The 23293-nt window shown below is 61.7% G+C and carries 17 protein-coding genes, 5 tRNA genes and 1 riboswitch; of the genes, 4 read left to right on the top strand and 18 right to left on the bottom strand.

What is annotated here, in order from left to right; genetic code table 11:
• On the top strand, positions 1-5472 hold a 5472-nt coding region (locus tag NLX68_RS06095), incomplete at its 5' end, for a VCBS domain-containing protein (RefSeq protein WP_254283327.1).
• An 83-nt stretch (positions 5473-5555) separates the two neighbouring features.
• Here the strand turns inward: NLX68_RS06095 and NLX68_RS06100 are convergent.
• Positions 5556-5632, bottom strand: a tRNA-Arg gene (locus NLX68_RS06100).
• A 304-nt stretch (positions 5633-5936) separates the two neighbouring features.
• Here NLX68_RS06100 and NLX68_RS06105 point away from each other — a divergent pair.
• A complete protein-coding gene (locus tag NLX68_RS06105; RefSeq protein WP_010226675.1) occupies positions 5937-6128 on the top strand; it encodes a hypothetical protein in 192 nt (63 codons plus the stop codon).
• A 3-nt stretch (positions 6129-6131) separates the two neighbouring features.
• On the opposite strand, the gene phnN is transcribed toward NLX68_RS06105, so the two are convergent.
• Entirely contained in the window at positions 6132-6728 is a 597-nt protein-coding gene (gene phnN, locus NLX68_RS06110; protein ID WP_254283328.1) for a phosphonate metabolism protein/1,5-bisphosphokinase (PRPP-forming) PhnN, read from the bottom strand.
• 36 nt (positions 6729-6764) lie between these two features.
• Complete coding sequence (locus NLX68_RS06115; RefSeq protein ID WP_081492854.1) at positions 6765-6956, bottom strand: hypothetical protein; 192 nt, start codon at positions 6954-6956, stop codon at positions 6765-6767.
• A 115-nt stretch (positions 6957-7071) separates the two neighbouring features.
• Between NLX68_RS06115 and NLX68_RS06120 the strand changes: the two genes are divergently transcribed.
• Positions 7072-7398, top strand: a complete 327-nt coding sequence (locus tag NLX68_RS06120) for an Arc family DNA-binding protein (RefSeq protein WP_010226671.1) — start codon at positions 7072-7074, stop codon at positions 7396-7398.
• A gap of 157 nt (positions 7399-7555) precedes the next feature.
• On the opposite strand, the gene mgtE is transcribed toward NLX68_RS06120, so the two are convergent.
• From mgtE to alaS, 8 genes are all read right to left on the bottom strand, one after another.
• Positions 7556-8998, bottom strand: a complete 1443-nt coding sequence (mgtE, locus tag NLX68_RS06125) for a magnesium transporter (RefSeq protein WP_010226669.1) — start codon at positions 8996-8998, stop codon at positions 7556-7558.
• A gap of 388 nt (positions 8999-9386) precedes the next feature.
• Positions 9387-9463, bottom strand: a tRNA-Arg gene (locus NLX68_RS06130).
• A 76-nt stretch (positions 9464-9539) separates the two neighbouring features.
• A tRNA-Arg gene (locus tag NLX68_RS06135) sits at positions 9540-9616 on the bottom strand.
• A gap of 76 nt (positions 9617-9692) precedes the next feature.
• A tRNA-Arg gene (locus NLX68_RS06140) sits at positions 9693-9769 on the bottom strand.
• A gap of 108 nt (positions 9770-9877) precedes the next feature.
• A tRNA-Ser gene (locus NLX68_RS06145) sits at positions 9878-9968 on the bottom strand.
• A 72-nt stretch (positions 9969-10040) separates the two neighbouring features.
• Positions 10041-10229: a carbon storage regulator CsrA gene (csrA, locus tag NLX68_RS06150; protein ID WP_010226667.1), complete on the bottom strand. Its 189-nt coding sequence runs from the start codon at positions 10227-10229 to the stop codon at positions 10041-10043.
• Positions 10230-10414: 185 nt separating this feature from the next.
• The gene (locus NLX68_RS06155) at positions 10415-11650 is read right to left on the bottom strand and encodes an aspartate kinase (RefSeq protein ID WP_010226665.1); all 1236 of its coding nucleotides are present in this window, start codon (positions 11648-11650) and stop codon (positions 10415-10417) included.
• 88 nt (positions 11651-11738) lie between these two features.
• Positions 11739-14357 (bottom strand): alanine--tRNA ligase, encoded by a 2619-nt coding sequence (alaS, locus tag NLX68_RS06160; protein ID WP_254283329.1) that lies wholly within the window; start codon positions 14355-14357, stop codon positions 11739-11741.
• Between the two features lie 353 nt (positions 14358-14710).
• Positions 14711-14862: riboswitch (FMN riboswitch) on the top strand.
• A 92-nt stretch (positions 14863-14954) separates the two neighbouring features.
• On the opposite strand from alaS, the gene NLX68_RS06165 reads away from it, so the two are divergent.
• Positions 14955-15461, top strand: coding sequence for a 6,7-dimethyl-8-ribityllumazine synthase (locus NLX68_RS06165; RefSeq protein ID WP_010226662.1), 507 nt, complete (start codon positions 14955-14957; stop codon positions 15459-15461).
• An 84-nt stretch (positions 15462-15545) separates the two neighbouring features.
• On the opposite strand, the gene astE is transcribed toward NLX68_RS06165, so the two are convergent.
• From astE to NLX68_RS06200, 7 genes are all read right to left on the bottom strand, one after another.
• On the bottom strand, positions 15546-16553 hold the full coding sequence (gene astE, locus NLX68_RS06170) for a succinylglutamate desuccinylase (protein WP_010226661.1): 1008 nt from the start codon (positions 16551-16553) through the stop codon (positions 15546-15548).
• Between the two features lie 10 nt (positions 16554-16563).
• Positions 16564-16854, bottom strand: coding sequence for a topoisomerase II (locus NLX68_RS06175; RefSeq protein WP_010226660.1), 291 nt, complete (start codon positions 16852-16854; stop codon positions 16564-16566).
• Between the two features lie 14 nt (positions 16855-16868).
• On the bottom strand, positions 16869-18218 hold the full coding sequence (astB, locus tag NLX68_RS06180; RefSeq protein WP_254283330.1) for an N-succinylarginine dihydrolase: 1350 nt from the start codon (positions 18216-18218) through the stop codon (positions 16869-16871).
• 24 nt (positions 18219-18242) lie between these two features.
• Positions 18243-19709: a succinylglutamate-semialdehyde dehydrogenase gene (astD, locus tag NLX68_RS06185; RefSeq protein ID WP_254283695.1), complete on the bottom strand. Its 1467-nt coding sequence runs from the start codon at positions 19707-19709 to the stop codon at positions 18243-18245.
• Positions 19706-20731: an arginine N-succinyltransferase gene (gene astA / locus NLX68_RS06190; protein WP_010226656.1), complete on the bottom strand. Its 1026-nt coding sequence runs from the start codon at positions 20729-20731 to the stop codon at positions 19706-19708. The genes astD and astA overlap by 4 nt, the downstream gene beginning before the upstream one ends.
• A 74-nt stretch (positions 20732-20805) precedes the next feature.
• Complete coding sequence (gene aruF, locus NLX68_RS06195; RefSeq protein ID WP_254283331.1) at positions 20806-21825, bottom strand: arginine/ornithine succinyltransferase subunit alpha; 1020 nt, start codon at positions 21823-21825, stop codon at positions 20806-20808.
• A gap of 132 nt (positions 21826-21957) precedes the next feature.
• Positions 21958-23178 carry an aspartate aminotransferase family protein gene (locus NLX68_RS06200; protein WP_254283332.1) on the bottom strand — a complete coding sequence of 407 codons (1221 nt, stop codon included), beginning with the start codon at positions 23176-23178 and terminating at the stop codon, positions 21958-21960.
• Positions 23179-23293: the final 115 nt, after the last annotated feature.

Below are 23293 nucleotides of genomic sequence, written 5' to 3' on the forward strand. Positions count from 1 at the left end.
GTCGCCCAGACCAACACCGCCGGCAGTTACGGCCAGTTCTCCCTCGGCACCGATGGTGCCTGGAGCTATGTCGCCGACTCCGCCCACAACGAGTTTATCGCCGGCACCACCTACACCGATACCTTCACGGTGAGCAGTGCCGACGGCACCCTCACGTCGGTCACCGTGCATATCCTCGGCAGCAACGACGCCGCCGTGCTGTCCTCGGCCAGCGTCACGCTGACCGAAACCGATGCCCCACTGACCACCAACGGCAGTCTGACCATCAGCGACGTCGACAGCGCCGCGACCTTCGTCGCCCAGACCAACACCGCCGGCAGTTACGGCCAGTTCTCCCTCGGCACCAATGGTGCCTGGAGCTATGTCGCCGACTCCGCCCACAACGAGTTCGTCGCCGGCAGCAGCTACACCGATACCTTCACGGTGAGCAGTGCCGACGGCACCGCGACCGCAGTGACGGTGACCATCAACGGCAGCAACGATGCTGCGGTGCTGTCCGCCGACATCGCCAACCTGACCGAAACCAACGCCCCACTGACCACGGCTGGCACCCTCACCATTAGCGACGTCGACAGTGCCGCGACTTTCGTCGCCCAGACCAACACCGCCGGCAGTTACGGCCAGTTCTCCCTCGGCACCAATGGTGCCTGGAGCTATGTCGCCGACTCCGCCCACAACGAGTTCGTCGCCGGCACCACCTACACCGACACCTTCGTGGTGAGCAGCGCCGACGGCACCGCGACCGCAGTGACGATGACCATCACCGGCAGCAACGATGCCGCCGTGCTCTCCTCGGCCAGCGTCACGCTGACCGAAACCGATGCCCCGCTGACCACCAACGGCAGTCTGACCATCAGCGACGTCGACAGCGCCGCGACCTTCGTCGCCCAGACCAACACCGCCGGCAGTTACGGCCAGTTCTCCCTCGGCACCAATGGTGCCTGGAGCTATGTCGCCGATAGCGCCCACAACGAGTTCGCCGCCGGCACTACCTACACCGACACCTTTGCGGTGAGCAGTGCCGACGGCACCCTCACGTCGGTCACCGTGCATATCCTCGGCAGCAACGACGCCGCCGTGCTGTCCTCGGCCAGCGTCACGCTGACCGAAGCCGATGCCCCACTGACCACCAACGGCACCCTGGCCATCAGCGACGTCGACAGCGCCGCGACCTTCGTCGCCCAGTCCAACACCGCCGGCAGCTATGGCCAGTTCTCCCTCGGCACGGGCGGTGCCTGGAGCTATGTCGCCGACTCCGCCCACAACGAGTTCGTCGCCGGCACCACCTACACCGACACCTTCGTGGTGAGCAGCGCCGACGGCACCGCGACCGCAGTGACGATGACCATCACCGGCAGCAACGATGCCGCCGTGCTCTCCTCGGCCAGCGTCACGCTGACCGAAACCGATGCCCCGCTGACCACCAACGGCAGTCTGACCATCAGCGACGTCGACAGCGCCACAACCTTCGTCGCCCAGTCCAACACCGCCGGCAGCTATGGCCAGTTCTCCATCAGCACGGGCGGTGCCTGGAGCTATGTCGCCGACTCCGCCCACAACGAGTTCATCGCCGGCACCACTTACACCGACACCTTCGCGGTGAGCAGTGCCGATGGCACCCTCACCTCGGTCACCGTCCACATCACCGGCAGCAACGACGCGCCGGTAATGACGGCTGGTGGGTCTCTGTCATACACAGAAAACCAGGTAGCGACGACGATCAACTCGGCGCTGACGGTCACCGATATCGACAGTAGCAACCTGACGGGCGCGACAGTATCGATCACCAGTAACTTCGCCACGGGTCAAGACGTACTCGCGTTCACCAACCAGAACGGCATTACCGGCAGCTACAACGCTGGCACTGGCGTGCTGACACTGACCGGAGCCGCTACGGTGGCGCAGTATCAGACCGCGCTGCGCTCGGTGACCTACTCCAACAGTAGCGACAACCCTTCAACGACGGCGCGCACCATTAGCTTCCAGGTGGATGATGGGACGGCGGCCAACCATGCCAGCAATGTCGCAACAACGACCGTCACGGTGTCGGCAGTCAACGACGCACCGACGACTTCTGGCTTGGCCATAACCGAGACGTCGATCAGCTTCGTCGCGGCCGACCCGGACAATGCGACGCTGTCGCTGCAGAGTCCATTTGCCGCAGCATTCGGCAACCCCTCGATCACCAGCGGCGCCAGCACGAATCTGTCCCCCGTGGAGCAAGGCTCCGTGGTGTCGGGCACCTTGCAGGTGAAAGATGGCAGTGTTGCGGCGAGCGTGGTGGAACTCTATCTCGGCACGAGCGCGGGCAACAACTTCCAGGCGGGCAGTTCCGATACGGCGATCTACGGCTTCGGTGGCACGGACAATCTGTCCGGCGGTGCCGGTGCTGACTGGATTTTTGGCGGCGCGGGCAACGACGTGATCGTTGGCGCGGCGAATGACCGCCTGCTCGACGGCGGCACCGGAACCGATACCCTCAATGTCGGTAGTGTCTTCATCAATACGAGCGACAGCCAGATCGCGAACATTGAAAACATACAACTCACCGCAGCGTCAGGAGTACTGATCCTGAACGCTCAAACCGAAAGCTTCACCATCTTTGGTACTTCGGGTGCCGATCAAATCGTCACGGGCAGCGGGAATGACACGATCTTTGGCACTGACAACGACACACTGCTGGATGGCGGTACTGGCACCGACACCCTGGGTACGGGTCCCAACTTCACGAGCACAAGCGACGGGCAAATTACCGGTATCGAGAATGTATTGATCGGAACGGCAGCGACCCTGAACCTCTCCAACCAGACCGAAGGCTTCACCATTACCGGTTCTTCGGGTGTCGACACCATCACCGGCGGCACAGGTGCAGACAGCATCAGCGCGGCGGGTGGCAACGACATCATCAACGGTACGCAGAACGACACGCTGCTCGACGGCGGAACCAATACCGATACGCTCAACGTCAGCGCGAACTTCACCAGCACCAGCAACGCCCAGATCGCCAATATCGAAAACGTGACGCTGACGGTTTCAGGGCTGACGCTCAACCTGGGCAACCAGACCGAAGCCTTCAATATCAATGGCTCATCCGGCGTCGATAACATCAGCGGCGGCAGCGGGGCCGACACCATCAACGGCCAGGCGGGCAACGATACGCTGACCGGTAATGGCGGGGCTGACCAATTCCGGTTGCGCACCAACGGTGGCACGGACACGATCACCGACTACACGGACAACATCGACAAGATTGGCTTCCTGGATGGTGCCGTGACGGGTGGTGTCGGCTTCACAACCGCAGGGAGTTCGGCCGGTACAGCGCTGCTCTCCGCCGACTTTCAAACTCGCAACAGCATCAGCAACATCAACAACAATGACGACAACAAGATTGATCTGATCGACTCGAATTCGCAGACGACGTCACAGATCACAACCGGCACTGGCGGCGGTGCCACCAACACCTACGTGATCGTATTCAACTCGACGACCGGCAAGGGCGAAATCTGGTTTGACACAGACTGGAGCAATACGGCGAGTCGGGTACAAGTGGCAACGCTGAACAACGTTACGACGTTGGCCGGGGTCGCTAACATCACAGCCTCAGACATCGTTGTCCATGACAGTATCCTCGGTCCAGCCGGTGTTGCCGGCAGCCCGATTAACCTGGGCCTGACCGATGCGGTGACTCACGCAGATGTCACCACGGTGAGCATTTCCGGTCTTCCCGCAGGCTGGACCCTGAACCAGGGCACCGACAATGGCAACGGCACCTGGACGGTGGACCAGAGCAGCCTGGACACACTGACGGTCACAACAGCGGCGGATTTCGTGGGCGCCAGGGTTTTGCCAGTCACCATGACCTGGACCAATGCCGATGGCACGGTGGAAAGCGAAGTCATTCGTGACAACGTCGAGGCCTACGCCCCCGGCTCGCCAATCTTCGCCTTGTCAGCGGACGACAACCTCACCGGTTCCAGCAGCGCCGACCTGTTCGTGTTCGCCCAGCCGATCGGCAATAACGTCATCCATAGCTTCGATGCGGCGGCGGACAAGATCGACTTGATCGGCTTCACCGGTGTCACTGGTTATGCTGACTTGAGTATCGCTAACGACGCAAACGGCGATGCGCTGGTCAACATCGGCTCCGGCCAGACGGTCACCCTGAAAGGTGTCGATGCGGCGGACTTGAGCGAAGCGAACTTCCAGTTCGATGTGGACCCGCTCACCAACAACGCCGGTACCCTCAGCATTGCCGACGGCGCGATCATGCCGTTCGGTGGCAACATCCATAACACCGGCACGATCGAGCTCGGCTCCGCCGGCAGTGCGACCCACCTTGAGATTCTGTTTCGTGGCGCAACCTTGACCGGTGGCGGTCAGGTGCAGCTATCCGACAGCGCGCAGAACGTGATTTTCGGTGGCAGCGCCGACACCGTGCTGACCAATGCCGACAACCGCATTTCCGGTGCCGGCCAGTTGGGCGCAGGGCAGATGGTGCTGGTCAATGCGGGGCTGATCCTGGCCAGCGGGCTGAACAGTCTGGTGCTCGACACCGGCACCCACACCATCACCAACAGCGGAGTGCTGGAATCTACGGGTACAGGCGGCATGACGGTGGCCAGTGCGGTCGACAACTCCGGCCACCTGTGGGCCAATGGTGGCGACTTGCACCTGCTGGCCGACGTGACCGGCAATGGCGATGCCACCATCGACGGCGACGCAACCCTGAGCTTCGATGGCACCGCCCATACCTCAGTCGCCTTCCACGGCGAAGGTGCAGGCACGCTGGTGATCGCACAGGCCGAAGCGGCGAGCTCGCTGGTCGGCATCCTCGGTCTGGAAAGCGATGACATGCTGACCTTCGGCGATCTCGCCTTCGGCGCCAACACCCAACTCAGCTACAACGCCAACGCCTCTGGCGCCGGCGGCCTGCTGACGGTGGATGACGGTGTGCACCGGGCTGAAGTGAATCTGCTGGGGCACTACTCGGTGAATGACTTCCAGGCCACCGACGGCGGCGAGGCCGGCACCCAGGTCAGTTACCACGGCGAATCCAGCGGCACACTGGTGGGGAGTATGGCGGCGGACGTACTCAGTGGCGGCGACGGCAACGACATCATTGTGGGTCGTGGCGGGGAGGACACTCTCAGCGGTGGCGCGGGAGCCGATGTGTTCGCCTACTTCAACGTGAATGAAGGCGGCGACCATATTCTCGACTACAACTTCACCGAAGGTGACACAGTCGACCTCTGCGCATTGCTCAGTGCCAACTTCGTTAGCGGTACCAGCCAGGTGTCCGACTTTGTCCAACTGGCGCAGTCCGGCAGCGACATCACCGTGAAGGTGGATGTCGATGGCGCAGCCAATGGTACGAACTTCGCCGATGTGGCGGTCCTTGCCAACACGGGCACGAGCGGTACCGATCTGGTGCGCACCTGGTTTGGGGAGGCTGACCATACGCTGACGGCTTGATGTTGGGCTGGAGTTGAATCCAACGCTGCAGACAGCCACAAAAAAGCCCCACCAGATCACTCTGCGTGGGGCTTTCAAATTTATGGTGTCCCAGGGCAGGTTCGAACTGCCAACCTTCCCCTTAGGAGGGGGATGCTCTATCCAATTGAGCTACTGAGACGCAAAGCCGGCAACGAGCGTCGCGCGGCAAGGACGGCGTGCATGTTAACCAGCAGGCCGGCGTTTGTCATGTCATCCGTGGGGCTTTTTGCCTGTGGGCTTTATCCGCCCGGATGCCCTGATCGTGCAATCTGCAATGAGGCAGTCAGCCATCATTGCAGTCTGCACGAAAAAGCTGACCAAAAATCAACACAACTTACTGAATTTTAAAGGTAAAAACGATAGTAAAGGCTGGTATGCAGTGTGCATTGTCTACTTCATAGAAAGTGGCTCGGGGTCAGCCCTCACTTTTGCGGAGTATGCCCATGAACAGCACCCTGCTTGTGCTCAATGCGTTGGCTCTGGCCGCCCTGGTTGGCCTGATTGTGCAACCTGACGGTATTGCCGTGCCTGCGCAGGCGGCGCCATCGATGAAGGCGCAGCTGGCGGTGTTCGCTACCCAGCCCGCGCCGGTACAGAACGCACCCAGGGTCAGCAGCGAACGGCTGGTATTCTAGGGCTCAGTTCGCGCCAAGCACGCCTTGTTCGCGCAACAGCGCGAGCAAACGCTGTACCGCAACGGCCAGCGACGTGGAGTTGTCGAGTACCTGTACCTCGCCGTCCTCTACCCTCACCTGCTGGGCACGCGCCAGACGCAGCTCGATGTCTTGCGCAGATTCCCGTGCGCGATCCAGCAAGCGCTGGCGCAATACGTGGTGATCCACCCGCAGCAGTACCGCTAACAGGTCCGGGTAGCGTTCACGGGCCTGCTGCAAATGCACGCGCGAACCATTGACCAGCACCGCATGCCCCTCGGTCAGCCAGGCATCGATCTGCACCGGTATGCCATACGCCAGGCCGTTGGCCCGCCACTGCAGGGCAAAAGCGCCCTCGGTGCTCAGGCGCTCGAACTGTTCAGCAGATACACCCAGCGCATCTTCGCCTTTGGCCTCGGCCGAACGGGTAATCACGCGCCGGGCAACGTGCACGTTATGGCGTTGAAGTTCGCTGCGCGCCGCATCAATCAGGGAATCTTTTCCGGCCCCAGAGGGTCCCATCAGGTACACCAGTCGGCCCGGGGTTGCTGTACGCTGCGTCGCGCTTGCGTCATGCTGCATAGCCACTATGCTCAATGGTAGGAAAGCACGCGCATTCTAGACGCTTTCCGTGGCTGTTTCCGCTTGTTGCATGCTGTAGCCGACGAAGGTCTGAATAACCGGAAACCGAGAAAATGAAAACTTTTCAAACCAGTGCTCATTTCTGATAATTGGTACTGGCAAAACGCCTTTATCCGGTTCAATATTTGTCACAGAATTGACGCCAAGGAACCGGCGATAATGAGGCATGATTCACACCTCATTCACAATTCAGGTTGAACATTTTGACGCCGGGATGGTCGTAGTGACATCGTGCGGCCAATTTCGAGAACCGCTTCCCCCTGAACTAAAACCGGTCAATTATATGCGCCCAATGAAACAGGCTATTTACTCAAGCCGCACCGCTGACAAATTCGTCGTCCGCCTCCCCGACGGAATGCGTGAGCGCATTGCCGAGGTAGCGCGCAACCATCACCGCAGCATGAACTCGGAAATCATCGCTCGCCTGGAGCAAAGCCTTATTCAGGAAGGCGCACTGGGTGAAGAACTGAGCATGCGTCTGGACAGCCCGGAACTGTCCCTGCACGAACGCGAACTGTTGCAACGTTTCCGCCAGCTTTCCCATCGCCAGCAGAATGCGCTGGTGTCGTTGATTGCCCATGACGCCGAGATGGCCGCTGACGCCTCCTGATTCCGCGGCTCAATCCCCCAAGGCCAATGCTTGCGCATTGGCTTTTTTGCCTGTGGCGCGCCGATTACACGCCTGGCCAGTTGCGAAACAGCCAGGGCAATAAACGCCAGGCAAAAAAACACCCCTCGCGAGGGGTGTTTTTTTGCCTGATGGCCAATCAGAGCAGGAAGATGGTGGCAAGGCCCAGGAAGATAAAGAAGCCACCACTGTCGGTCACTGCCGTGATCATCACGCTGGAGCCCATCGCCGGATCGCGCCCCAGGCGCACCAGGGTCATCGGGATCAACACCCCCATCAGCGCCGCCAGCAACAGGTTGAGGGTCATGGCGCCGGTCATCACCACGCCGAGCGACCAGCTGTCATACAGCAGGTAGGCGACCACCCCGATCACCCCACCCCAGATCAGGCCGTTGATCAGCGACACCGCCAGTTCCTTGCGCATCAACCGCGAAGTGTTGCCGGGGCTGACCTGGTCCAGGGCCATGGCGCGCACGATCATGGTGATGGTCTGGTTACCGGAGTTGCCGCCGATACCGGCAACGATCGGCATCAACGCCGCCAGTGCCACCAGTTTTTCAATCGAACCCTCGAACAGGCCGATCACTCGCGAGGCGACGAAGGCGGTGATCAGGTTGATCGCCAGCCACGCCCAACGGTTGCGCAGCGAGCGCCAGACCGAGGCGAAGATGTCTTCTTCTTCGCGCAGACCGGCCATGCTCAGCACTTCGTTTTCGCTCTCTTCACGAATCAGGTCGACCATCTCGTCGATGGTCAGACGGCCAATCAGGCGATCGCTCTTGTCGACCACCGGCGCGGAGATCAGGTCGTAACGTTCGAACGCCTGAGCGGCATCGTAGGCGTCTTCGTCCGGGTGGAAACTCACCGGGTCACTGGCCATGACCTCGGCGACTTTCTTCTCCGGGTCGTTGACCAGCAAACGCTTGATCGGCAGCACGCCCTTGAGGATGCCGTCGTAATCGACCACGAAGAGTTTGTCGGTGTGGCCTGGCAGCTCCTTGAGCCGGCGCAGGTAACGCAAGACGACTTCGAGGCTGACGTCTTCGCGGATGGTGACCATCTCGAAGTCCATCAGCGCACCGACCTGATCCTCGTCGTAGCTCAGGGCCGAACGCACGCGTTCGCGCTGCTGGGCATCGAGGCTTTCCATCAGCTCGTGGACAACGTCACGGGGCAGCTCTGGCGCCAGGTCGGCCAGTTCGTCGGCGTCCATTTCCTTGGCGGCGGCGAGCAGCTCGTGATCGTCCATGTCGGCGATCAGGGTCTCACGGACCGAGTCGGACACCTCCAGGAGGATGTCACCGTCGCGCTCGGCCTTGACCAGTTGCCAGACGGTCAGACGATCATCCAGCGGCAGGGCTTCGAGGATGTGGGCAACGTCAGCGGAGTGCAGATCGTCGAGCTTGCGCTGCAGCTCGACCAGGTTCTGGCGGTGAACCAGGTTTTCTACCAGGTCATGGTGATGACCTTCCTGACGGTGGGTCAGGTCTTCGACCACGCGTTGACGGTGCAGCAGTTCGACCACCTGGGCCAGGCGATCCTGCAGGCTCTCTTGCGTCTTTTTTACTTCGATTTCAGTCATAGGCGAACTCCACTCCCAGCAGTGGAGCACGCCGGGAGGATCAATCAGTCAATTCTTGATTGGCAAAACTTGCTATTGAGTAACTACTGGGTAAGTCCATGGTGGTATTCCACAAGCCCCGGCGGGGCTGACGGGCGCAATCATACACCGCTTGAGCTGTCTGAGTGCTGAAAAAATCGCGGCTAGAACAATCGTTTGCGAGACATTGTTGTGACAACGTGTGCAGCCAACAGTGCGACGGCAGCAACGCGAAAAAAAACACATCGGGGTCGGCAAAAAATGGCGCGAGGCAGGCACGGCAACGATGACAGTTTATGCATCACGCCTTACCGGAAGATGAACGCCGGAAAGCAAAAAGCCCGCCTTGATAGGCGGGCTTTCTGTTGTATGGTGCACTCAGGAGGATTCGAACCTCCGACCGCTCGGTTCGTAGCCGAGTACTCTATCCAGCTGAGCTATGAGTGCAAGTTGGCGCTTGATGGACCAGATCACCTCTGGTTACAGCTAAAGCAACTTTCAAATTGAAAATGGCTTTGATGTATGGTGCACTCAGGAGGATTCGAACCTCCGACCGCTCGGTTCGTAGCCGAGTACTCTATCCAGCTGAGCTATGAGTGCAGGTTGGCGCTTGATGGACCAGATCACCTCTGGTTGCAGCTGAAGCAACTTTCAAACTGAAAATGGCTTCGTCGTATGGTGCACTCAGGAGGATTCGAACCTCCGACCGCTCGGTTCGTAGCCGAGTACTCTATCCAGCTGAGCTATGAGTGCATTTGTTACCGCGCATTATAGGCCGCTAAATCATTTTGCCAACCACTTTTTCGTTTAATTTCAACGACTTAGGCGATTCAGGCAGATTACAGCGTCCTACATGAATAATGGCGGAGAAGGGGGGATTCGAACCCCCGATACCCTTGTGAGGTATACTCCCTTAGCAGGGGAGCGCCTTCGGCCACTCGGCCACCTCTCCGCAACACGGGGCGTATAATAACCAGACCCTTCCCCGTTTGCAAACTCTTTTTTGAAAAAAACTCGATAAAAATTAATGGGTTGGTTCTTCGTCCTTCTCTTTCTTGATCCGCAGGTAGATTTCCTCACGGTGGACGGCCACTTCTTTAGGGGCATTTACCCCGATCCGCACTTGGTTTCCTTTGACGCCGAGCACGGTCACGGTGATTTCGCCGTCGCCAATGATCAGGCTCTCGGCGCACCGACGAGTCAGAATCAACATAGCTTTCTCCTCACGCAATTCAGTTCAGGGATAACAGTCTGCAAAAAAAAGGGCTTCAGCCTACAACCCGTGACGGCTGCCGACCTACGCCTAAGTATTGACTAGCGCGAGCAAAAGCACAGATTTCTCACACCAGCCAGAAAAACGAAGGGCGCGGCCAAGCCGCGCCCCCTGAGGCAGTCGCCTTACTCACCCTGTCGGGCAGGGGCGTCCAGCTCGAAGGCGGTGTGCAGGGCGCGCACCGCCAGCTCCAGGTACTTCTCTTCGATAACCACCGAGACCTTGATCTCGGAAGTGGAGATCATCTGGATGTTGATGCTCTCCTTGGCCAGCGCTTCGAACATGCGGCTGGCCACACCGGCGTGGGAACGCATGCCGACGCCGACGATCGAGACCTTGGCGATGTTGGTGTCACCCACCACTTCGCGGGCGTTGAGCTCCGCGGCAGTCTTGTCCAGGACCTTGTGGGCCTTGTCGTAGTCGTTGCGGTGCACGGTGAAGGTGAAGTCGGTGGTGTTATCGTGCGAAACGTTCTGCACGATCATGTCGACTTCGATGTTCGCGGCACTGATAGGGCCGAGGATCTTGAAAGCAACGCCCGGGGTATCCGGTACGCCACGAATGGTCAGCTTGGCTTCATCGCGATTGAAGGCGATGCCGGAAATGATCGGCTGTTCCATGGATTCCTCTTCATCAATGGTAATGAGGGTACCCGGACCCTCCTGGAAGCTGTGCAGCACGCGCAGCGGGACGTTGTACTTGCCGGCGAACTCGACAGCGCGGATCTGCAACACCTTGGAACCGAGGCTGGCCATTTCCAGCATCTCTTCAAAGGTGATCTTGTCCAGGCGCTGGGCCTGGGCCACCACGCGCGGGTCGGTGGTGTAGACACCATCGACATCGGTGTAGATCTGGCACTCGTCAGCCTTCAGCGCTGCCGCCAGGGCCACGCCAGTGGTATCGGAGCCACCCCGACCAAGGGTGGTGATGTTGCCGTGCTCGTCGACACCCTGGAAACCTGCGACCACCACCACGCGGCCGGCCTTGAGGTCGCCACGGATTTTCTGATCGTCGATCTGCAGGATGCGCGCCTTGTTGTGCGCGCTGTCGGTGAGGATCCGCACCTGGTTACCGGTGTAGGACACCGCCGGAATACCGCGCTTGATCAGGGCCATGGCCAGCAAGGCGATGGTCACCTGCTCGCCGGTGGAGACGATCACATCCAGTTCACGCGGAACCGGCTGATCGCTGATCTTCTTGGCCAGGTCGATCAGGCGATTGGTTTCACCGCTCATTGCCGACAGTACAACCACCAGGTCATCGCCGGCTTCGCGGAACTTCTTGACCTTGTCGGCAACCTGCTCGATTCGCTCGACTGTGCCGACCGAGGTACCGCCAAATTTCTGTACGATCAACGCCATTTCAAAGCCGCCTCAGCCCATGAAGGGCACCCAATAAACATTCTAACGACGCCATGGCCCGCCACTAGACGGCGGGCCGATGTACGCCTTAAACGCCCTGTTCCACGAATGGCACGGTCAGGGCCAGCGCGTTGTCCAGCGCTGCGGTGTCTACGCCACCGCCTTGCGCCATGTCCGGACGACCACCGCCCTTGCCACCCACCGCGGCAGCGGCTTGTTTCATCAAATCACCGGCTTTGAGTTGGCCAGTCAGGTCCTTGGTCACACCGGCAACCAGTACGACCTTTTCCTCATGGACACTGCCGAGCAGGATCACTGCGCGGCCGAGTTTGTTCTTCAGCTGATCGACCAGCGCCAGCAGCGCCTTGCCGTCCTGGCCATCGAGACGCGCGGCCAGGACCTTGACGCCCTTGACCTCGACGGCTGTGTTGGACAGGTCGTCGCCAGCAGCGCTGGCGGCCTTGGCCTGCAGTTGCTCCAGCTGTTTTTCCAGCTGGCGGTTGCGCTCGAGCACGGCCGAGAGCTTGTCGATCAGGTTGTCGCGACTGCCCTTGACCAGTTGCGCGGCTTCCTTGAGCTGCTCTTCGGCAGCGTTCAGGTACGCCAGTGCGGCAGCGCCGGTGACCGCTTCGATCCGGCGTACGCCGGAGGCCACGCCACCTTCGCTGATGATCTTGAGCAGGCCGATATCACCGGTACGCTTGGCGTGGATACCGCCGCACAGTTCGACGGAGAAATCGCCGCCCATGCTCAGCACTCGCACGCTGTCGCCGTACTTCTCGCCGAACAGCGCCATGGCGCCCTTCTGCTTGGCGGTTTCGATATCGGTCTCTTCGGTTTGCACCTCGGAGTTCTTGCGCACTTCGCGGTTGACGATGTCTTCCAGGGCCTTGAGCTGCTCTGGCTTGACCGCCTCGAAGTGACTGAAGTCGAAGCGCAGGCGCTGGCTATCGACCAGCGAGCCCTTCTGTTGTACGTGATCGCCCAGCACCTGGCGCAGCGCCGCGTGCAGCAGGTGGGTGGCGGAGTGGTTCAGCGAGGTGGCGTGCTGGACGTCGGCATCGACGCGGGTCTGCACCTGAGTACCGACGACCAGGGTGCCGCTGGCCACCACACCGTGGTGCAGGAAGGCGCCGCCGGTCTTGGTGGTGTCGCGCACGTCAAAGCGCACATTGCCGGCCTGCAGGTAGCCGGTGTCACCGACCTGGCCGCCGGATTCGGCGTAGAACGGCGTGCGGTCGAGGATGACCACGCCCTCCTCGCCTTCGCCCAACTGTTCGACGACTTTACCGTCCTTATAAAGAGCAACGATGCTGGCGCTGCCTTCGGTGGCGCTGTAGCCGGTGAACTCGGTGGCTACATCGACCTTGACCAGGGTGTTGTAGTCCAGGCCGAAGGCGCTGGCGGAACGGGCGCGCTCACGCTGGGCTTCCATCTCGCGCTCGAAGCCTGCTTCGTCGATGGTCAACTCGCGCTCGCGGGCGATGTCGGCGGTCAGGTCCATCGGGAAACCGTAGGTGTCGTACAGTTTGAACACCACGTCGCCCGGTACCACGGTACCCTTGAGCTCGGCCAGGTCCTGCTCGAGGATCTTCAGGCCCTGCTCCAGGGTCTTGGCGAACTGCTCTTCTTCAGCCTTGAGCACGCGCTCGATGTTGGCCTGCTGCTGCGTGAGCTCAGGGAAGGCTTCGCCCATCTCGGCCACCAGGGCGGCAACGATCTTGTAGAAGAAGCTGCCGGTGGCGCCCAGCTTGTTACCGTGGCGGCAGGCGCGACGGATGATGCGGCGCAGCACGTAGCCACGGCCTTCGTTGGACGGCAGCACGCCGTCGGCAATCAGGAAGCTGCAGGAACGGATGTGGTCGGACACCACCTTGAGCGACGACTGCTCCTGGTTGGCGCAACCAATGGCGGCGGCCGAAGCGCTGAGCAGGTTGCGGAACAGGTCGATCTCGTAGTTCGAGTGCACGTGCTGCATGACCGCACTGATACGCTCCAGGCCCATGCCGGTATCCACCGACGGCGCTGGCAGCGGGTGCAGCACGCCATCGGCGGTGCGGTTGAACTGCATGAAGACGTTGTTCCAGATCTCGATGTAGCGATCGCCATCTTCTTCCGGCGAGCCGGGTGGGCCGCCCCAGATGTCGGCACCGTGATCGTAGAAAATCTCGGTGCACGGGCCGCACGGGCCGGTATCGCCCATGGTCCAGAAGTTATCGGAGGCGTATGGCGCGCCCTTGTTGTCACCAATGCGCACCATGCGCTCGGCCGGCACGCCGATCTCTTTGGTCCAGATGTCGTATGCCTCGTCGTCGCTGGCATAGACGGTGACCCAGAGCTTCTCTTCCGGCAGGTTCAGCACCTTGGTCAGGAAGGTCCAGGCGTAGGTGATGGCGTCACGCTTGAAGTAGTCACCGAAGCTGAAGTTGCCCAGCATTTCGAAGAAGGTGTGGTGACGGGCGGTGTAGCCGACGTTTTCCAGGTCGCTGTTCTTGCCGCCAGCGCGCACGCACTTCTGGCTGCTGGTGGCGCGGGTGTAGGCGCGCTTTTCCTGGCCAAGGAAGCAGTCCTTGAACTGGTTCATCCCCGCGTTGGTGAACAGCAGGGTCGGGTCGTTGCCCGGAATCAAGGAGCTGGAGGCAACTCGGGTGTGTCCCTGCTCTTCGAAGAAGCGAAGGAAGGCTTCACGGATTTCTGCGCTTTTCATAGGTTCTTCCACGGAAACGGCGGCCTTAAGGCAAATGCTTGCGTCAAATTGACGAAACGACGGCAAAGGGCCGCATTATATCGGGCCTTCGGCTTGGGTGCAGTGTGTTTATGCTATAGAAACCGTCAATTGGACGGCCTGCAACGACAACGACAGCGAAAAACCGCTCGCCGCCACCCCGCCCGGCCTCTATGGGCCCGATTTTGATCTGGTGACACGGTATTACTGGGGCCGCACACAGCAATTGGCAAGGTTTCCCGGATGAAATGTCATTCATCCGGAAAAAACCGTTAGCAGCCTATACGTTTACCTGACATCTGTGCTAATAATTCCCCGCCGCCGAGTATCGACGGCAACGTTCTCAGGGCGGGGTGCAATTCCCCACCGGCGGTAATTGCGCGCAACGCGCATAGCCCGCGAGCGCTTGCAGGCCAGCCTGCAAGGTCAGCAGACCCGGTGTGATTCCGGGGCCGACGGTCATAGTCCGGATAAAGAGAGAACGGGATAGGTGCAGCCGCGCCTGTCGTTGTGCACCTGCACGGCGAAATCCCCTTCGATCCAGCGCCCTGTTTCTCATACAAACAGGAGTCCGTTTCAATGCAACCCACCGCAATCGATAGCAAGAACCCTTCCCACGAGCGCATCGCCTTCATCCAGGCCTGCTGGCACAAGGAAATTGTCGACCAGGCACGCAAGGCCTTTGTCGAGGAAATGGGTAAACAAGGCTATCAGGCCAGCGACATCGACTTCTTCGAAGTCGGCGGCGCCTTCGAGATCCCCCTGCACGCCAAGCTGCTGGCCCGTGGCGGTCGCTACGCCGGTATCGTCGCCGCCGGCCTGGTGGTCGATGGCGGCCTGTACCGCCACGAGTTCGTTGCCCAGTCGGTGATCAGCGGCCTGATGCAGGTGCAACTGGAAACCGAAGTACCGGTGTTCTCGGTGGTGCTGACCCCGCACCACTTCCATGCCGGCGATGAGCACCAGAACTTCTACTTCGAGCATTTCCTGGTCAAGGGTGCCGAGGCGGCCAAGACCTGTGCCGATACCCTGCAGAAATTGCGCGCTCTGCGCCGCAATGAAGTGCCACAGAAAATGGCCGGCTGAGAATGCCGCTGTAGGAGCGGGCTTGTCCCGCGATGCGATGCAGCAGGTAGATCGCAATCGCGGGGCAAGCCCGCCCCCACCCAATCAGCCCAGCTGTTCGGGGTTGGCGGGAACGATCAGAATCCCCGCCCGAAGGCCATTCTTGACCTTGGGGTTGGGGAAAATGATGCGGGCGCCCTGCTCCTCGACGATCCAGCGCGTATCGGCGATGTCCTCGGCCAGCAGGTAGCCCGGCTCAAGCTCGGAGAAGTTCTCGATATCCGCGGGCAGGTTCAGACGAAAGTGCTCGCTGTGCTTGATGATTTCGCGAGCCACGCTGAACAGCTGCAAACCATCCAGTGCTTCAGGCGCTTCAGGCTCAGTGCCTTCAATGATCTGTTTCAGGCGGGTTTCCAGGCGCTCGAGGTTGACCTGGGCGTTTTGCCCGAACGGCCGCGCCTTGCCCAGCTCCAGGGTAAAGGCTTCGGCCTCAAGCTGCTCATAGGTATAAGCGGTGAAGGTGATCGAGACCTTGCTTTGCAGCAGCACCGCCTCCATGCCGGCCGCACCCAGGCGCGCCAGCTCGCGGCGCGAATGCTGGCGACCGTCCTTGTACGGATAGAGGGCGAACTGCTCGATCTTCGACCCGCGAATGGCGGTGTGCAGGTCGTAATGCAGGCGACTGCGCCCAGGGATGCTGAAGAAAGTCGCCGCCAGGCGCTCCAGCTCACAGGCACGCAGGGCTTCGGCACCACTGGTCTGATCGTGGCGGCCATTGAACAGGCGGTTGACGTCCTGCTCGATGTAACGCTCACCGCGGCGGATCGCCTCGGGGTTACCGAACAGGAAGAGAATACGGGCACAGGGCTTGAGATCGCCACGGGCGATGTCGTGCAGCAGCCGATCGAGCAACTCGATCGGTGCGGTTTCGTTGCCATGGATACCTGCTGACAGCAGCAGGTCCAGGCCATTGTCACGGGCTTCGGGCGGGCGCACTTCGAGGGCGCCCTCGCCGAGCCAGCGCATGCGTACGCCATCGACAGTCAGCTGGGTCTTCTCTGCCGGTTCGCGACCGGCCAGGGTCAGTTCAAGCAGTTTGCCGAGGGCGAGCATGGGCTATTCCTTAGTGATGGTGGCCGCAATCGGGACCATGGACGTGATCATCATCGTCGCCGGCATCGGCCGGTTCCATTTCCAGCTGCAGGCTCACCAGGTTGGTGGCCAGCGGGCGCAGCAGCAGGTTGGCGTACTCGGTGTCGTCTTCTTCGACGTCGACGCCGATCAGCAGCTGACCACGGCCATCCTGCTGAATCCATACCTCCTTGCCTTGCCAGACCACCGCAAAGCGGGTGCAGGAAGTTTCCAGCTGGGTGCCATCGTCATCTTCAAGGATCAGCTGCAGGGCGTCGGACATAGTCGAATTCTCTCTCAAGGTTGGAGTTGGAACGGATAGACCGAACCCAGTTTGAGGATCTGGGTCAGCTCATCCAGTGCCGTACGACATTCCAGCAACAGCTGCGGATCGGCCAGGTCGGTTTCGCTCAGGCGATCGCGGTAGTGCTTGTCGACCCACTGGGTCAGGGTGTCGTACAGCGGTGCGGTCATGATAACGCCTGGATTGACCGCCGCCAGTTCCGTTTCATTCAATGCCACGCGCAAGCGCAGGCACGCCGGCCCGCCGCCGTTCTGCATGCTCTGCTTGAGGTCGAAGACCTTGACCTCGCCAACCGGCCCGCCGGCGCTGGTCAGGGCGCTCAGATAGGCCCAGACCCGCTCGTTGTTGCGGCACTCTTCCGGCACGATCAGCAGCATCGAACCATCGGCGCGAGACAGCAACTGGCTGTTGAACAGGTAGGAACGCACTGCGTCTTCTACCGTGACAGCCGAGCGCGGTACGCAGATCGCCTTGAAGTTACCGCCCCGTTTAGCCAGTTTAGCCTGCAGTTGAGCAAGCATCGCCTCAGTCTCGAGGAAGGCGTCCTCGTGGTAGAACAGCACTTCGCCGTTACCCACCGCGATCACATCGTTATGGAACACGCCCTGGTCGATCACCGCCGGGTTCTGTTGGGCGTAGACCACACCCTCCTCACTCAGCCCGTGCAGGCGCACGACGGCTTGCGAGGCTTCGAGGGTCTGGCGCGCCGGGTACTTCTGCGGCGCCGGATAACGGGTGTCGAAGGCGCTGCGGCCATAGACGAAGAACTCGACGCCGGCCTCGCCATAGCTGCGGCAGAAGCGCGTGTGGTTGGCCGCGCCTTCATCACCGAACTGCGCCACGGCCGGCAGCGCCGCGTGGTGGGCAAAGTGCTGCGGGTTGGCGAACATGGCGCCGAGCACGCGACTGGTTGTCGGGTGCTCGATACTGCGGTGGTATTTGCAGTTGAGGTTGGCGGCGGTGAAATGCACGCGGCCGTCAGCGGTGTCGGCACTCGGGCTGACCGTGGCGGCGTTGGCCACCCACATGCTCGATGCCGAGCAACTGGCGACCAGCAGCGGCATGGCCTCTTTGGCTGCCCGCTCGACCACTTGCGCGTCAGTGCCGGCAAACCCCAGGCGGCGCAACGCGGCCACGTCCGGACGCTCCTGCGGGGCCAAAACGCCCTGCTGAAAGCCCATCTCCATCAACGCCTTCATCTTCGCCAGGCCCTGACGCGCCGCTTCCCGCGGGTTGGACGCCTGCTGGCTGTTGCTTTGCGAAGCAACGTTGCCGTAGGACAGCCCGCCGTAGTTGTGCGTCGGTCCGACCAGACCATCAAAATTCACTTCAAACGATTTCATCGGCAAGGCTCCGTGGACCTTTTGTTATAGGGAGACGCCTGGCGTCAGTGTGGCGGGCAGGGTCAGGCTGGCGGTCTCCAGCGAGGCTACCGGGTAAGCGCAGTAATCGGCCGCGTAGTAGGCACTGGCGCGGTGGTTGCCGCTGGCCCCCACACCACCGAATGGCGCGCTGCTGGCGGCGCCGGTCAGTTGTTTGTTCCAGTTAACGATGCCGGCACGGCTTTGCAGCCAGAAGTACTGGTAGCGCGCGTGGGAATCGGACAACAGGCCGGCTGCCAGGCCGTACTGGGTGTTGTTGGCCTCAGCGATCGCCGCATCGAAATCGCTGTAGCGAATCACCTGCAGCAGCGGGCCGAAGAATTCTTCGTCCGGGCGATCCGCTACCGCGCTGACATCGATGATGCCCGGGGTCAGCAAGGCCGCCGTGGCCTGCGGCTGGGTCATTTGCAGCAGCGCGATACCACCGTTGCCCAGCAGTTGCGCCTGTGCATCGAGCAATGCCTTGGCGGCGCCCAGGGAAATCACCGAGCCCATGAACGGCGCCGGCTGCTGATCAAACGCACCGACAGAGATGTTCTTGCTCACCTCGACCAGGCGCTTGAGCAGCGCATCACCCCAGGCGCCTTGCGGTACCAGCAGGCGGCGTGCACAGGTGCAGCGCTGGCCGGCGGAAATGAACGCCGACTGGATAATGGTGTACACCGCGGCGTCCAGGTCTTTGACCTGGTCGACCACCAGCGGGTTGTTGCCGCCCATCTCCAGGGCCAGGATCTTGTCCGGACGCCCGGCGAACTGCTGGTGCAGCAGGTTGCCGGTGCGGCTGGAGCCGGTGAAGAACAAGCCGTCGATGCCCGGGTTGGCGGCCAGGGCCACGCCGGTTTCGCGGGCGCCCTGGACCAGGTTGAGCACGCCCGCCGGCAGGCCGGCCTCGATCCAGCACTTGACCGTCAGCTCGGCGACTTTCGGGGTCAGCTCGCTCGGCTTGAACACCACGGTGTTACCGGCCAGCAGCGCCGGCACGATGTGACCGTTGGGCAGATGGCCGGGGAAGTTGTACGGGCCGAACACCGCGACCACGCCATGGGGCTTGTGCCGCAGCACGGCGGTAGCATCGGCCAGCGGGCCGCTCTTTTCACCGGTGCGCTCGCGGTAGCTCTGTACCGAAATCGCCACCTTGTTGACCATGCTGGTCACTTCGGTCGCAGCTTCCCACAGCGGCTTGCCGGTTTCTTCACCGATGCAGCGTGCCAGTTCGTCGGCATTGGCCTTGAGCGCGGCGGCAAAGGCTTCGAGCACACTGATGCGCGCGTCCAGCGACTGCAGCGCCCAGCCGGCAAAGGCCTGGCGCGCGGCCTTGACCGCACTGTCGACCTGCTCGGCATTGGCGCCCCGGCCTTGCCAGACAACCTGTTGGCTGACCGGATCGAGCGATTGCAGCGCTTCACCCTGCCCTGCCTGCCAGCTACCGGCGATAAAGTGAGTCGTCATTATTTGGCCTCCCGGGCAGCGGACAGTGGTACGGCACGCACCTGGTCACCGGCGCTCAGGCGCAGGCGTTTGGCGGTCTGTGGATCGACCACCAGGGTGCCGGCCGCCAGGCGCGCAGGTGCGGCGGTGATGCGGCAGTCTTCGCGCTTGCGGTTGTGGATGATGAAAGGGGTGGCGTCGTCACCCGGGGTGCCAACGGCCAGCACCAGGGCCTGGCTGTCGTGCACAGCGCGGATCTTCGACGTTTCGCACTCCACTGCGGGGCCCGCGTCGAAGATATCGACATAGCCCTGGTAGCTGAAGCCTTCGCTCTTGAGCATTGCCAACGCAGGCTCTGTGTCAGTGTGCACCCGACCAATCACACTGCGCGCCGCTTCCGAGAGGAAGCAGGTGTACAGCGGGAACTTGGGCATCAGCTCGGCGATGAAGGCCTTGTTGCCAACGCCGGTCAGGTAGTCGGCCTGGCTGAATTCCATCTTGAAGAAGTGCCGGCCCAGGCTTTCCCAGAACGGCGAGCGCCCCTGCTCATCGGACATGCCGCGCATTTCGGCGATGATCTTGTTGCCGAACAGCTCCGGGAACTCGGCGATGAACAGCAGGCGCGCCTTGGCCAGCAGGCGGCCATTGAGACCACTGCGGTGATCGCCACGCAAGAACAGCGAGCACAGCTCGGAGTTGCCGGTCAGGTCGTTGGCCAGGAACAGGGTGGGGATTTCCCGATAGATGTTCAGCTCCTGGGACGCGCTGACGGTCAGGCCGACCCGGTAGTTGTACCAGGGCTCACGCAGGCCGACCGCACCGGCGATGGCGGAGATCCCCACCACCACGCCTTCGTCGTTTTCCAGCACGAACAGGTAATCGGCATCGCCACGCTCGGCTTCGCCACGGAAAGTCTTCTCGGCCCAGCCGACCCGGTGTGCCAGGCGCTCTTCGTTGGCCGGCAAGGTGGTCAGGCCGGTGCCGGTGCTGCGCGCCAGCTCGATCAGCGCGGGTAAATCGCTGCTGCGTACGGGACGAACGATCATGCTATCTCCTCGGGCGGCGGCCTTGGGCCTGCCGCAAAACTCGACCTGGGTGCTCGGTTATCGAACCGCAGGGATCAAACCGCGACCAGACGCACGCTGGCGCCTTCGCCGACGCCCAGGGCTTCGGCGGCTTCAAGACTCAGGCTGACCGGCTTGCCAGGTGCCCAATCGAGCTCCAGCAGCACCGCACGGTAATCCTGCAACTGGCCGTTGCAGACCAGGTACGGGCGCCCACCCTTGCTGGCGGTATCGTCCAGCTTGACCGGCATCACCCGGCTCTGGGCAATCGAACGGATACCGGAGACCCGCGCATGCAAGGTCGGGCCGCCGTCGAAAATGTCGATGTAGTGATCGGTCTCGAAGCCTTCGCGCATCAGGATGTCGAAGGTGATCTGCGCCCGCGGGTGAACCTGGCCCATGGCCTCTTGCGCGGCATCCGGCAGCAACGGCACGTAGATCGGGTAATGGGGCATCAGCTCGGCCAGAAAGGTCCGGCTCTTGAGGCCGCACAGGCGCTCGGCCTCGGCATAGTTGAGGTCGAAGAAGTTGCGGCCGATGGCGTCCCAGAACGGTGAATCGCCATGTTCGTCGCTGTAGCCGACGATCTCGGTCACCACCGACTCGGCAAAGCGCTCCGGGTGGGCGGCCATGAACAGCAGGCGGCCACGGGAGTTGAGCTCGGCCCAGCCACTGCCGACCAGTTCCGGCAGCACGTAGAAGCTGGTCAGCAGGCTGTTGCCGGTCAGGTCGTGGCACTGCGACAGGACGTGAATCTTGTTGTGGATCTTCAGCTCCCGCGACGCATGCACGAAGGTCTCGTTACGAAAGCTGTAGAACGGCTCGGAATAGCCCGCCGAGGCGACGATGGCCGAACAGCCGACCAGCTGGCCGGTGCTGCTGTCTTCGAGGACGAAGAAATAGCTCTCCTCGCCATTGAAGCTGACTTCGGCAGCGAAGGAGGTTTCCGAGGCGGCAATCTTGTCGCTCAGGCGACCGGCATCATCCGGCAAGGACGTGACACCAATGGGGCTGTCTGCGGCAAGACGCTGTACTTCGCCCAGATCAGCCATTTGCGCGGGGCGCATCACCAGCATGGTGTCACTCCTTTCGGGAAAACAGGCCGACATCCGCCGGCTCAGAGAAAAACAGCAGGCGCCCGCAGGCACCTGCTCTGGAATTCGGTTTCACCGGCCCCGCAGGGCCGATGAAAGGACTAAAGGCTTGAATCAGCCCTGAGTCAGTTTTGCCGCAGCACGCTCGAAACGGTCCAGGCCTTCGTCGATGTCGGCATCGTCGATCACCAGGCTCGGGGCAAAACGCACCACGTCAGGGCCGGCTTGCAGCACCATCAGGCCTTCTTTCTCGGCGGCATTGAAGACGTCCTTGGCCTTGCCTTTCCAGGCCTCGGACAACACGCAACCGATCAGCAGGCCAACGCCACGCACCTGGGTGAACAGGCCGTACTTCTCACCGATCTGCTCCAGGCGCGCCTTGAACTTCTGGTGCTTGGCCTTGACGCCGGCCAGCACTTCAGGGGTGTTGACCACATCCAGCACCGCGTTGGCCACGGCACAGGCCAGCGGGTTGCCGCCGTAGGTGGTGCCGTGGGTGCCGACGGTCAGGTGCTTGGCCAGCGCTTCGGTGGTCAGCATCGCGCCGATCGGGAAACCACCGCCCAGGCTTTTGGCGCTGGAGAGGATGTCCGGGGTCACGCCGTAGTGCATGTAGGCAAACAGCTCGCCGGTACGGCCAACGCCGGTCTGCACTTCGTCGAAGATCAGCAGCGCGTTGTGCTTGTCGCACAGCTCACGGGCGCCTTGCAGGTAGGCAACGTCTGCCGGCACCACGCCGCTCTCGCCCTGGATCGGCTCGATGACCACGGCGCAGGTCTTGTCGGAAATCTGCGCTTTCAGCGCTTCCAGATCGTTGTACGGCACGTGGCTGATACCCGTGATTTTCGGCCCGAAACCGTCGGAGTACTTCGGCTGGCCGCCGACGCTGACGGTGAACAGGGTGCGCCCGTGGAAGCTGTTCACGGTGGCGATGATCTCGTGCTTCTCGGGGCCGAAACGGTCGTGGGCAACACGACGAGCCAGCTTGAACGCCGCCTCGTTGGCCTCGGCGCCGGAGTTGCAGAAGAACGCGCGGTCGGCGAAGGTCGCGTCGACCAGCTTGTGCGCCAGGCGCAGGGCCGGCTCGTTGGTGAACACGTTGGACACGTGCCACAGCTTGTTGGCCTGCTCGGTCAGGGCGCCAACCAGCGCCGGGTGGGCATGGCCAAGGACGTTAACGGCGATGCCGCCGGCGAAATCGATCAGCTCGCGGCCCGCCTGATCCCAGACGCGGGAACCCGCTCCACGGACGGGAATGAAAGCCGCCGGTGCATAGTTGGGGACCATCACCTGGTCGAAATCGGCGCGTTGCACCGGAGCTTGCTCAACGGACATCGGAGTCTCCTGAAGAGGAACGCCTGCCTGGAACTGGCGAGCGATGGGGGGATTGTAAGGACAGATCGGCGCCTGACCTTGCCGCCAAGCGACAACTTCTTATAGCGCCAAACCC

It is taken from the genome of Pseudomonas sp. SBB6, from assembly GCF_024213215.1.
Taxonomy (GTDB): Bacteria; Pseudomonadota; Gammaproteobacteria; order Pseudomonadales; family Pseudomonadaceae; genus Aquipseudomonas; species Aquipseudomonas donghuensis.

Excerpts from the sequence above, each read along its gene's own strand:
- NLX68_RS06165 (WP_010226662.1), top strand. The coding sequence starts at position 14,955 with ATGCAACCCACCGCAATCGATAGCAAGAACCCTTCCCACGAGCGCATC.
- NLX68_RS06175 (WP_010226660.1), bottom strand. The coding sequence starts at position 16,854 with ATGTCCGACGCCCTGCAGCTGATCCTTGAAGATGACGATGGCACCCAG.
- mgtE (WP_010226669.1), bottom strand. The coding sequence starts at position 8,998 with ATGACTGAAATCGAAGTAAAAAAGACGCAAGAGAGCCTGCAGGATCGC.
- astB (WP_254283330.1), bottom strand. The coding sequence starts at position 18,218 with ATGAAATCGTTTGAAGTGAATTTTGATGGTCTGGTCGGACCGACGCAC.
- astE (WP_010226661.1), bottom strand. The coding sequence starts at position 16,553 with ATGCTCGCCCTCGGCAAACTGCTTGAACTGACCCTGGCCGGTCGCGAA.
- alaS (WP_254283329.1), bottom strand. The coding sequence starts at position 14,357 with ATGAAAAGCGCAGAAATCCGTGAAGCCTTCCTTCGCTTCTTCGAAGAG.
- NLX68_RS06155 (WP_010226665.1), bottom strand. The coding sequence starts at position 11,650 with ATGGCGTTGATCGTACAGAAATTTGGCGGTACCTCGGTCGGCACAGTC.
- NLX68_RS06200 (WP_254283332.1), bottom strand. The coding sequence starts at position 23,178 with ATGTCCGTTGAGCAAGCTCCGGTGCAACGCGCCGATTTCGACCAGGTG.
- aruF (WP_254283331.1), bottom strand. The coding sequence starts at position 21,825 with ATGCTGGTGATGCGCCCCGCGCAAATGGCTGATCTGGGCGAAGTACAG.
- NLX68_RS06120 (WP_010226671.1), top strand. The coding sequence starts at position 7,072 with ATGCGCCCAATGAAACAGGCTATTTACTCAAGCCGCACCGCTGACAAA.
- phnN (WP_254283328.1), bottom strand. The coding sequence starts at position 6,728 with ATGCAGCATGACGCAAGCGCGACGCAGCGTACAGCAACCCCGGGCCGA.
- NLX68_RS06115 (WP_081492854.1), bottom strand. The coding sequence starts at position 6,956 with ATGCCTCATTATCGCCGGTTCCTTGGCGTCAATTCTGTGACAAATATT.
- NLX68_RS06105 (WP_010226675.1), top strand. The coding sequence starts at position 5,937 with ATGAACAGCACCCTGCTTGTGCTCAATGCGTTGGCTCTGGCCGCCCTG.
- csrA (WP_010226667.1), bottom strand. The coding sequence starts at position 10,229 with ATGTTGATTCTGACTCGTCGGTGCGCCGAGAGCCTGATCATTGGCGAC.
- astA (WP_010226656.1), bottom strand. The coding sequence starts at position 20,731 with ATGATCGTTCGTCCCGTACGCAGCAGCGATTTACCCGCGCTGATCGAG.